The 10,348-nt window shown below is 75.0% G+C and carries 8 protein-coding genes and 1 pseudogene; 6 read left to right on the top strand and 3 right to left on the bottom strand.

Annotation, left to right across the window (positions count from 1 at the left end; translation table 11 throughout):
* Positions 1-190: 190 nt before the first annotated feature.
* Positions 191-1,279, bottom strand: coding sequence for a DUF4037 domain-containing protein (locus tag ACSNN9_RS25925; RefSeq protein ID WP_436675813.1), 1,089 nt, complete (start codon positions 1,277-1,279; stop codon positions 191-193).
* A gap of 113 nt (positions 1,280-1,392) precedes the next feature.
* On the opposite strand from ACSNN9_RS25925, the gene ACSNN9_RS25920 reads away from it, so the two are divergent.
* From ACSNN9_RS25920 to ACSNN9_RS25905, 4 genes and pseudogenes are all read left to right on the top strand, one after another.
* Positions 1,393-1,620 carry a hypothetical protein gene (locus ACSNN9_RS25920; RefSeq protein ID WP_358093774.1) on the top strand — a complete coding sequence of 76 codons (228 nt, stop codon included), beginning with the start codon at positions 1,393-1,395 and terminating at the stop codon, positions 1,618-1,620.
* A 74-nt stretch (positions 1,621-1,694) separates the two neighbouring features.
* Positions 1,695-2,596, top strand: a pseudogene (locus ACSNN9_RS25915) (5'-3' exonuclease).
* A gap of 150 nt (positions 2,597-2,746) precedes the next feature.
* On the top strand, positions 2,747-3,418 hold the full coding sequence (locus tag ACSNN9_RS25910) for a hypothetical protein (RefSeq protein WP_436675811.1): 672 nt from the start codon (positions 2,747-2,749) through the stop codon (positions 3,416-3,418).
* A 164-nt stretch (positions 3,419-3,582) separates the two neighbouring features.
* Positions 3,583-4,017 (top strand): DUF7144 family membrane protein, encoded by a 435-nt coding sequence (locus tag ACSNN9_RS25905; RefSeq protein ID WP_436675810.1) that lies wholly within the window; start codon positions 3,583-3,585, stop codon positions 4,015-4,017.
* An 8-nt stretch (positions 4,018-4,025) separates the two neighbouring features.
* Here ACSNN9_RS25905 and ACSNN9_RS25900 read toward each other — a convergent pair whose 3' ends face one another.
* A complete protein-coding gene (locus tag ACSNN9_RS25900; protein WP_436675815.1) occupies positions 4,026-5,627 on the bottom strand; it encodes an esterase/lipase family protein in 1,602 nt (533 codons plus the stop codon).
* A 252-nt stretch (positions 5,628-5,879) separates the two neighbouring features.
* Entirely contained in the window at positions 5,880-8,705 is a 2,826-nt protein-coding gene (locus tag ACSNN9_RS25895) for a DEAD/DEAH box helicase (protein ID WP_436675809.1), read from the bottom strand.
* An 86-nt stretch (positions 8,706-8,791) separates the two neighbouring features.
* Between ACSNN9_RS25895 and ACSNN9_RS25890 the strand changes: the two genes are divergently transcribed.
* A complete protein-coding gene (locus ACSNN9_RS25890; RefSeq protein WP_436675808.1) occupies positions 8,792-9,565 on the top strand; it encodes an HAD family hydrolase in 774 nt (257 codons plus the stop codon).
* A 60-nt stretch (positions 9,566-9,625) separates the two neighbouring features.
* Positions 9,626-10,345, top strand: a complete 720-nt coding sequence (locus tag ACSNN9_RS25885) for a TetR/AcrR family transcriptional regulator (RefSeq protein ID WP_436675806.1) — start codon at positions 9,626-9,628, stop codon at positions 10,343-10,345.
* Positions 10,346-10,348 lie beyond the last annotated feature (3 nt).

The following is a 10,348-nucleotide window of genomic DNA, read 5'->3' as shown; positions in this document are numbered from 1 at the left end:
CCCTCGGCACCGCCCGCACGTCGGCCCGGCCCGCCCCGGCCCGCCCGGTGCCGGCCGCTCCGCCCGGTGCCGGCCGCTCCGCCCGGTGCCGGCCGCTCCGGCCGGTGCCGGCCGCTCCGGCCGGTGCCGGCCGCTCCGTCAGGTCGCTCGCCCGCCCGCTCCGCCCGCCGTCAGGTCGCTCCGCCCGCCGTCAGGTAGCTCCGTCCGCCGGCACCGGCAGCGCGGCGGCGATCCGGCGGGCGCGGTGCGCGTGGGTCAGCAGGTCCACGCTGTCGACGTACTGGTCGACCGCGCCGAGTGGCGGACGCTCCCGCAGCGCGGGGTCGGCGATGGCGGCGCGCAGCGCGGCGGCGACCCGGCCGGCGTCCAGGACCAGGAACGGCCGTCCGTGGAAGGGCCGGGGCCGGGCACGCACCGGGGCCACCAGGCCCGTGTCGTCGGTCCAGGCGGCAACCGCCGCCAGCGCCCGGACCAGCCCGTCCTCCCGCTGCCGCCAGTCGCCCGGGCCGAGCGCGTCGGCCAGGGCCGCGACCACGGGCGCCGCGCCGGGCAGCCGGGCGAACAGCGTGCCCAGCCACTTGTCGTACGGGGGCCAGCGCCGACGCAGCAGCAGGCCGAGCCGCATCAGGTCCCGGGCCAGCCCGGCGGTGACCACCCGGCTGCCGAGGTCGTCGCCGGTCTCGGCGCAGCGCCCGGGCAGGTGTTCGGCCTGGGCGACGCGGGTCCACGCGGCGGCGAGCACGTGCCGCCACACGTCGTCCGGGTACCACACCAGCGCCGCCCGGGCACGGGTCAGCGCGCCGTCGAGGTCGTCGTGGAAGACCTCGCCGCCGGTCACCTCCGCCAGCCGCTGCGTCGGCGTGGCCAGCCAGTCCGCCGTGGCGACGCCGGCGGCGGGGTCGAAGCCCAGCCGGTCGCGCCACCAGCCGCCCAGCTCGTGGATCGTGACGCCGTGACGGCTGCCCGCCCGGTCCGCGACCCCCAGCCTGCCCGTCCCGGTGAACCGGGCCGGCCAGCCGAGGAACTCCGCCGGCAGGTCGGCGTCCAGCGCCGCGCTCAGGTGCGGGATCCGCGCCGCGTCGGACGCGGCGACGAAGAGCTGCCCGCGCGGGCCCCAGTCGTGGTCGGTGGAGCGCGGCGTGTCCAGGCCGAGCAGCTCCGAGCCGCCGTCGAGCAGGCCGGCCGCGTACCGCAGGCCGGGAAGGCGGCGACGCAGGATCGGGGCGAGCACCTCGTCGTGGAACCGGCGGCCGAGCGTCAGGCCCGCAACGAACGTCACACCGGCAAGTCTGCGCCCGCGGGCGGCGCGCTCGCAGCCCGGTTCCGCCGCCGGCGGCCGTACGCGCCGATAGGCTGGCCGCGACGGGTCGCCGACGGAGAGGACCGACCGCCGTGGCACCGACGGACCGGGAGCGCGCCGCGACCCGACGCCGCCGGCTGCTCTGGGCGGGCATCTTCGCGGTGGCGGGCCTGGTGCTGCTGGCCGTCGGCCTGACCGTCGCCGACGGCACGGCGGCCTGGCTCGAGGTGGCGGTCGCGATCGTGCTGCTGCTCACCAGCTACGGCCTGCAGTACGTGGCCCGCCGCGAGACCATCCACCGCGACGGCGAACGGCCCTGACGGCTCTCGTCGCCGCGACGGGAACGGCCGCGCCGTACCCCCGATCGTCGGTGGGGTGTGCCAGGCTGTCGGGCGTGGCACAGCGACCCCCGATCCTGCTCATCGACGCGCCCAGTCTCTACTTCCGGGCCTACTTCGGCATCCCCGAGTCGGCGGCCCCGTCAACGCGGTGCGCGGCTTCCTCGACATGCTGGCGAGCCTGATCCGCACCCGCCGGCCCGACCGGATGGTCTGCGCGATGGACCACGACTGGCGGCCCGACTGGCGGGTGGCGCTGCTGCCGTCCTACAAGGCGCACCGCGTGGCCCCCGAGGGCAGCGAGGTCGTGCCCGACACGCTCAGCCCGCAGGTCCCGCTGATCCTGGAGGTGCTCGACGCCGTCGGCATCGCCCACGTCGGCGCGGCCGGCTACGAGGCCGACGACGTGCTCGGCACCCTCTCGGTGACCCAGCCGGCGCCGGTCGAGGTGGTCTCCGGCGACCGCGACCTGTTCCAACTCGTCGACGACGCACGCCCCGTGCGGCTGCTCTACGTCGGGCGGGGCGTGGCCAAGCTGGACGACTGCGACGACACCGCGGTGCGCGCCCGCTACGGGGTGCCGGCCGACCGGTACGCCGACTTCGCCGCCCTGCGGGGCGACCCCAGCGACGGGCTGCCCGGGGTGGCGGGCGTGGGCGAGAAGACGGCCGCCCGGCTCGTCGAGCGCTACGGCGACATTGCGGGCATCCTCGCCGCCCTGGACGAGCCGGGCTCCGGCTTCGCCCCCGGGCTGCGCGCCAAGCTCGCCGCCGCCCGTGACTACCTGGCCGTCGCGCCGAAGGTGGTCCGGGTCGCCCTCGACGTGCCGCTGCCCGAGCTGGCCACCGCACTGCCGACCGCCCCGGCCGACCCCGACCGGCTGCTGGAGCTGGCCGGCGAGTGGAACCTGGCCGGTTCGGCCCGCCGCCTGGTCGACGCCCTCGCCCAGCGGGCCTGACCCGCGTCCGCGCGATCACCGGGCGGCCCGTGGCATCGGTGCGGGCGTCGGAGGGTGGCGTAGCGCAGCCGATGTCGGCAATCCGTCGGTGTCCGCGCGGTGCGCCACGTAGCGTCGTAGCAACCGGACGGATGCGTGGAAGGAGTTCTCATGACTGAGATCGCCGCACCGCAGCTCGTGCTGAACAGCCGGATGATCTATTTCGGCTGGGTTCCGGCCGACGCCGACGCGGTTGCCGCGTTGGTGCCGGAGGGCCTCGAGGCGGCCCCGAACCGGCAGGTCTTCATGAACCAGAACGTCGTCGACGACGCCGCGCAGACCTCCGGCTTCGGCGCCTACTCGCTGACGTATCTCGGTCTGGACCTGTCCGGGGTCGACGCCCCGGACGGGGTGACCCCCGGCCGCTGGTGGACGCACTACTTCAACTCCAGCCCGACGGTCCGCGACTACGCCGCCGCGCGGGGCGTGCCGGCGAGCGCGGGGACCACCACGATCGAGGTGAAGGGGCACCGGCTGGTCGCCACCACGGAGGCGGACGGCGCACCGGTGATCCGCACGACGGCGCGGGTCGGCCGCACCGGTGACGCAGTGAACCGTGGACAGCTCCGCTACCTCACTCGGCTCGACGGCGCGCTGCTGAGCGGGACCTACCCCTTCGTGGCGGAGCCGGTCGACCCCTTCGAGATCGAGTCGGTGGAGTTCCTGGCACCCGACCACCCGGTCTACGCCCTGCGCCCCGCTGAGCCGCTCGAAATCGTCTGGGGCTTCTATTCACCGCGCGCGTCCTTCGCCTACCCAGGCGGTGAGTCGGCGCTCGGCTGAGCGGGAGGTCACCGCACCGTGCGGGTGCGCCCGCCGGCCAACTGCGCGTGGCTCCAGCGGAGGGCAGGTCCGCTACTGGCGACGGGGCAGGGTGACCCTCGATAGCCGGGTGGGAGCGCTCGGGTACGGCTTGCACGGCGGCGGAGACATGGGGCGGAGGAGGCATGACGGGAGGCGGGCCGCTTCTGAACGGCATCGGCCCGGACAGCGAGCGACGGAGCCGGCGCTACCTGGCCGCGGTGCTGCTGGGCGCGGCCGGGGGGATCGATTCTTTCACCGGGCTCGCCATCGTCCCGCTCGGGCCGTACGTCGACATCCCCAGTGCGGAGATGTTCCGCCTCGACATCACCAGTTGGGGCTGGGTCCGGCTCGTCGTCGGGGCGGCGACCGCCCTGGCCGGGCTGGCGGTGCTCGTCGACCGGCGCGCCACCACCGTCGCGGCGATCGTCACCGCAACGGTGGGCATCGGGCTCGGCATCCTGCTTCTGCCGTACCACCCGCTGGCGGTCTGGATGACGGCGACGCTCGCCGCCGTGGCCATCTGGTTGCTCGTCGGGCAGCTCCGCGCAGCGAGCCGGCTGCCCGCTTCGCGGGTCTGACCTGACTGTCAGCCTGGTTGCCGCAACGGACGGCAGAAGAGCTTCGTCGAGAAGGCCGGGGTGCCGGACGGCACGGTGGGTGCCCAGACCGGGTTGATGCGCAGCGCAAGGTTGGGCGCGTGCCAGGCCGCACCCAGCCGCTCCAGAAGGCCGTACTCCCGGCGCCGGACGTTGACATCCTCGCCTGCGAGAAAGTCGATCAACTGATCCTCGATGGCCGGGCGGCCGAGGAGCCCCCCGTGGAAGGACGGTGCCTCGACCGCCGGGATGCGGATGTACGGATCCGGTGGCGCCTCGGACGCGGTGACCGTCGGCAGGAAGGCGATCGCCCGGACCCCCGGGATGGGACACATCATGTGTAGGCGGTAGAAGGGCCCGTCCTCATCCATCAGTGAGCGGATGAACGGCTCGTCCGGCGTGGTAGCGGTTGTTCTGCCGACCTGCGTGACAGCGAACATCCCCCGCAGCAGCCAGCCGGCGGCCAGACCCCAGCCCGTGCTGGCGTCCGGGGGTGGATAGTACCCACGCCCGGCGCGCACCAGCGGGCTGAACATCGCCAGTGCCTGCACCCGCGGGTCCGGCCGATCGCCGAGGTAGCGCCGGGCCACCATCGCCCCCTCACTTCGGCCGACCAGGGCGATCGGCCTGCCGGTCCGCCGATGCAGCGCGTCCACCTGCGCGGCGAGCAGCTCCGCGCTGGAGTTCAGCGACCGGTGGGTGTCATACCACCGGTACGGCAGCGGGCGGCCACTCGCGTCCAGGCCAGCGTAGGAGAACCGCTCGACTGCCGGGGCCCCCAACGGGCGGCCGTCGTACGCGGAGTCGTGCCCGTCCAGCAGGATCACCGCGTAGCGCACCCTCTCGGGCAGCGGCCGGTTGAAGATCGGCGGGACGAGGGTGTTCCGCTCGTGGCGGGGTGAGGTGATCACCTGCGACACCAGCGGAGTGACCAGCGCGAGCACCACGGCGATCGGCACCACCGGCACCCGCCGCCACCGTACCCGCGTCTGGAGCACGGCCGCCCGCACCGTCCGGTTCCACAGCAGGCCGTTGACCGCGCCCACCACCGCGGCGACGAGCGGCGTCACCAGCGCGGGAACCTGCCACACCACGCCACCGCCCACCGAGATCACCACGAAGTCGAGCAGCGACCAGCCGACAAGCTCGGCCGAAGGCAGTCCCCGCCACAGGCCCCGGCCCACGGCCATCCGCTGCAGGAAGGGGGCGAGGAGGATCATGGGCCCCAGCGAAGCGAACAGGAACCAGGACAGCGACACCACCGAGGCGGCGACCGCGTACGCGGCGAACGGTAGGACGAGGACCGCTGTGAACGCCGCGACTTCGAGGTTGCGCCGCACCAACGCCCGGAACGGCGGCCGCCGTACGCTTGCCGGCCAGGCCAGGCCGACCAGGGCTGCGGAGTAGAGCCCCCGCAGCACGATCGCGCCCAACAGGAGGAGCCCGAACATCAACCAGGAGTTGTGGTAGACCAGCAGCCAGCGCATGTCGTGGTACGAGTCGTACGGCCAGACCGCGGAGCTCTGTGGTATCAGACCCTGCGCGTTGCGGAACGGGATCAGGACAAGAATGGCGGCCTCGACCAGGGGCATCGTCGCGGCGAGCCCGAGCAGCGCCAGTAGCCGGCGGGTCGGTCGCACGAGTCCTCCTCCAGCACGCGAGCCTCTGCGCCGACTCTCCCTGTTTCCGGCTGGCAGATTGAGCCGTATGCCTGAAAATCAACCGCGCCCGCGCCCGCGACCTCGATCCGGCCAACATCGCCTCGCGGTCAGCCGCGGCGCGCTCGGGCGATGCGTCTCTTCCGGCCGGCCCGCGCGCGCTGCGCCCACCACACGGAGAGTGGGTCAGGCCGGGGTGTGGTAGGCCAGCACGCCCCGGTTGACGGCGCCGATCGCCTGCCGGGCGGTGGACCTCAGCTCCGTCGAGGCGCCGCCGGAGTCGGCGAGCTGGCCGAGCAGGTCGACCACCTGCCGCGCCCACCGGACGAAGTCGCCGGCCGGCATCTCGCCGTCGATCTCGTGGCCGCTGCCGAGGACCTTCGCGAGCGCCTCGCCCCGCGCCCAGCGGTAGACCGGCCAGGCGAAGCCGAGGTCGGGCTCTCGGGTGACGGTCAGGCCTCGGGCCGCCTCGTCGGCCTCGATCTCGCTCCACAGCTTGAACGTCTCGTCGACCGCGTCGGCCACGGGGCCGCGCGGCAGCGACGCCCGCTCGTCGACGTCGCGGCGGGCCTCGAAGACCACCACGGAGACCGCCGCCGCCAGTTCGGCCGGGGAGAGCCCGTCCCACACCCCGCGCCGCAGGCACTCGGCGACCAGCAGGTCCGCCTCGGTCCAGATCCGGCCGAGCATCCGGCCGGCGCCGGTCACCGTGCCGTCGGGCGTCAGGTAGCCCCGCGCGGTGAGCAGCGCCACGATCCGGTCGAACGTGCGGGCCAGCGAGCCGGTCCGGCCGGCCACCCGCTGCCGCAGCTCCTCGGTGTCCTTCTCCAGGCGGCGGCGCCGCTCCGCCCAGCGGGCGTGCTCCTCGCGGTCGGGGCAGGCGTGGCAGGGATGGCGGCGCAGCTCGGTGCGGAGCTGACTGAGCCGGTGGTCCTCGCCGACCGCCTGCCGGGACCGGCCGCCCCGGCGGCCGCCGTGCCGGTCCAACCCGGTGCCGCTGACCTCGGCGGCCAGGTCGCGCCGGGCCGCCGGGGACCGGTGGTTGAAGTGCTTGGGCACGCGGATGCGCGCCAGCACCTCGGCGGGGGTGGTGAAGTCCCCGGGGCTGACCCGGCCCGCCCAGCGGTCCTGGGTGAGCACCAGCGGCCGGGGCTCACCGAAGCCGCCGGTGGCCGGGTCGAGCACGACGGCCAGGCCGGCCCGCCGGCCCGACGGCACCCGGATCACGTCGCCGACCCGCAACCGCTCCAGCGAGGCCACCGCGGCGGCCTTGCGCTGGCTCTGCCCCTGCCGGGCGATGGCCCGCTCCCGGTCGGCGATCGCCACCCGCAGCGCGAAGTACTCGTCGAAGTCGCCGTGGTGGCAGGCCGCCTCCGCGCCGTACGCCTCGATGGTCTCGGTGTTGCGCTGCACCTGGCGGGCCAGGCCGACCACCGAGCGGTCCGCCTGGAACTGGGCGAACGAGGACTCCAGCAGCGCGCGGGCCGGCTCGGCGCCGACCGTGCCGACCAGGTTGACCGCCATGTTGTACGACGGCCGGAAGCTGGAGCGCAGCGGGTAGGTGCGGGTGGAGGCCAGACCGGCCACGTGCCGGGGGTCGGTCTCCGGGGCCCAGACGACGACGGCGTGCCCCTCGACGTCGATGCCGCGCCGGCCGGCCCGGCCGGTGAGCTGGGTGTACTCCCCCGGCGTCAGGTCGACGTGCGCCTCGCCGTTGTACTTGACCAGGCGTTCCAGCACGACGCAGCGGGCCGGCATGTTGATGCCCAGGGCGAGCGTCTCGGTGGCGAAGACCGCCTTGACCAGGCCCCGGACGAAGAGCTCCTCGACGACCTCCTTGAACACCGGCAGCATGCCGGCGTGGTGGGCGGCCAGGCCGCGCTCGAGGCCGTCGAGCCACTCCCAGTAGCCGAGGACGGTCAGGTCCTCGCCGGGGATGGCGGTGACCCGCGACTCGACGACGTGGCGGATCTCCGCCCGCTCCTCGGGCGAGGTGAGCCGCAGGCCCGCGGCGAGGCACTGCTGCACGGCCGCGGCGCAGCCGGCGCGGCTGAAGATGAACAGGATCGCCGGCAGCAGCCCCTCCCGGTCGAGCCGGTCGACGATGTCGGGGCGCATCGGGCCGCGCCAGCGGGGCCCGCGCCGGCCGCCGCCGGGGCCGGCGCTGCGGCCCTCGCCGAGCTCCAGCCGGCGCATCGTGTCGCGGGTGTAGCGCAGCAGTTCGGGGTGCACGTCGTGCTTGCGGGCGGCGTCGGCGTCGTGGAACAGGTCGAACATCCGCTTGCCGACCAGCATGTGCTGCCACAGCGGCACCGGGCGGTGCTCGCTGACCACCACGGCGGTCTCGCCGCGCACGGTGACCAGCCAGTCGGCGAACTCCTCGGCGTTGGACACGGTGGCCGACAGGGAGACCAGGGTGACCGAGGAGGGCAGGTGGATGATCACCTCTTCCCACACCCCGCCGCGGAAGCGGTCGGCGAGGTAGTGCACCTCGTCCATCACCACGTACGCCAGGCCCTCGAGGGTGGCCGAGCCGGCGTAGAGCATGTTGCGCAGCACCTCGGTGGTCATCACCACCACCGGGGCGTCGCCGTTGATGGCGTTGTCGCCGGTGAGCAGCCCGACCTGCTCGGCGCCGTAGCGGTCGACCAGGTCGTGGTACTTCTGGTTCGACAGGGCCTTGATCGGGGTGGTGTAGAAGCACTTGCGCCGCCGGGGCGGGGCGACCTCGTCCCCGGTCGCGGGCGCCGTGGCGTCGCCGGGCGCGGTGGCGCGCGCCGGCGTGCCGCGCAGCGCCAGGTGCACGGCGAACTCGCCGACCACGGTCTTGCCGGCGCCGGTCGGGGCGCAGACCAGCACGCCGCTGCCCCGTTCCAGCGCCTGGCACGCCTCCCGCTGGAAGTCGTCGAGATCGAACCCCAGATCGAGGGCGAACTCGTCCAGCGCCGGGAACTGTGAGGCCTGCGCGGCCCGGCGGCGCGCCGCGGCGTACCGCTCGGCGGGGCTCGACATGCCTCCAAGATTAGTGCGTACCGCCGACAGCCACCGGACAAGGCCGACCGGCAGGGGGGTCGGAGGCGGTCGGTAGGGTGCACGACGTGCCGGATCATGCCGAACCGCCCCACGTCTCGCACAGCGCCGACGACGCCGTCCGCCCCGGTCCGTCCCGCCGGCCGGTGGAGGCGGTCCTGTTCGACTTCCACGGCACCCTGGCCCAGGTGGAGGAGCCCCGGGAGTGGGTGCTCGCGGCCGCGGCCGCCTGCGGGGTGACCCTGGAACGGATGCGGGCCACCGCGCTGGCCGACCGGCTGCTGACCGCCGGCCGGGCCGGCGGGCCGCTGCCGACCCGGGTGCCGCCCCGGTTGACGGAGCTCTGGGCCGACCGCGATCTCTACCCGCACGCCCACCGGGGCGCCTACACCGGGCTCGCGGAGACCGTGGACGCGGGCATCGACGGCTTCGCCGACGCGCTCTACGAGCGGGTGCTGGTGCCCGAGGGCTGGGTGCCCTACCCGGACACCGCCCCGACCCTGGCCGCGCTGCGGGCCGGGGGCGTCCGGGTGGCCGTGGTCAGCAACATCGGCTTCGACATCCGGCCGCACTTCGAGGCGTGGGGGCTGGCCGGGCTGGTCGACGCGTTCGTGCTGTCGTACGAGGTGGGACGCTGCAAGCCGGACCCGGGGATCTTCCTGCGCGCCTGCGGGATGCTCGGCGTCGACCCGGAGCGGACGCTGATGGTGGGCGACACCCCGGCCGACGCGGGGGCGGTCACGGCCGGGTGCGCGGTGCTGGTGCTGCCGGCCGCCGAGGCGGGCCGGGCCAACGGCCTGGGCGCCGTGCTGGACCTGGCCGGCGTCGAGGAGCAGCGCTAACCACACGTCGACAGCGCCGCTAGCACCCGGCGCTAACGCGAAGGCGTTATCGTCGCTGCCATGATCACCGAGACGTCGCCCCGGGACCGGATCGTGCGGGCCGCCGCCGCGCTGCTCGCCGAGGGCGGCCGGGAGGCCGTCTCCACCCGCGCGGTCAGCCGGGCGGCGGGGGTGCAGGCGCCCACGATCTACCGCCAGTTCGGCGACATGCGCGGCCTGCTCGACGCGGCGGCCAGCTACGGGTTCGCCGCGTACCTGCACGCCCAGGCAGCCGGGGACCTCGCCGGCGACCCGGTCGACGACCTGCGCCGCGGCTGGGACCTGCACGTCGGCTTCGGCGTGGCCAACCCGGCCTTCCACGCGCTCATGTACGGCGACCCGCGCCCCGGCGCCACCCCGACCGCGACCCGGGTCGCGGCCGACATCCTGCGTCAGCTCGTGCACCGGGTGGCCGAGGCCGGCCGGCTGCGTACGGGCGTCGACGAGGCCACCGAGATGCTGCACGCCACCGGCTGCGGGGTCACCCTCACCCTGATCCGGACCCCGCCGCCGCAGCGCGACCCGGCCCTGTCGACCCGCACCCGGGAGGCGGTGCTCGCCGCCCTGGTCACCGACTCGGCCGCCGCCCGGGCCACCTCCCGGACCGACCGTCCGATCCGGCACGCCGTGGCGCTGCGCGCCGCCCTCGACACGCTGGCCACCGACCTGACCGTCGCCGAACGCACCCTGCTCGCCGAGTGGCTGGACCGCATCACCCGCACCCCCCGCACCCCCCACTGACCC

The sequence above is a fragment of the Micromonospora sp. URMC 107 genome, assembly GCF_051386315.1.
In the GTDB taxonomy this organism is placed as follows: Bacteria; Actinomycetota; Actinomycetes; order Mycobacteriales; family Micromonosporaceae; genus Micromonospora.
This window is presented reverse-complemented; position numbering and strand designations above follow the sequence as displayed.

Coding starts and splice junctions, on each gene's coding strand:
- ACSNN9_RS25910 (WP_436675811.1), top strand. CDS start 2,747: ATGACTGAGATCGCCGCACCGCAGCTCGTGCTGAACAGCCGGATGATC.
- ACSNN9_RS25885 (WP_436675806.1), top strand. CDS start 9,626: ATGATCACCGAGACGTCGCCCCGGGACCGGATCGTGCGGGCCGCCGCC.
- ACSNN9_RS25905 (WP_436675810.1), top strand. CDS start 3,583: ATGACGGGAGGCGGGCCGCTTCTGAACGGCATCGGCCCGGACAGCGAG.
- ACSNN9_RS25895 (WP_436675809.1), bottom strand. CDS start 8,705: ATGTCGAGCCCCGCCGAGCGGTACGCCGCGGCGCGCCGCCGGGCCGCG.
- ACSNN9_RS25900 (WP_436675815.1), bottom strand. CDS start 5,627: ATGCCCCTGGTCGAGGCCGCCATTCTTGTCCTGATCCCGTTCCGCAAC.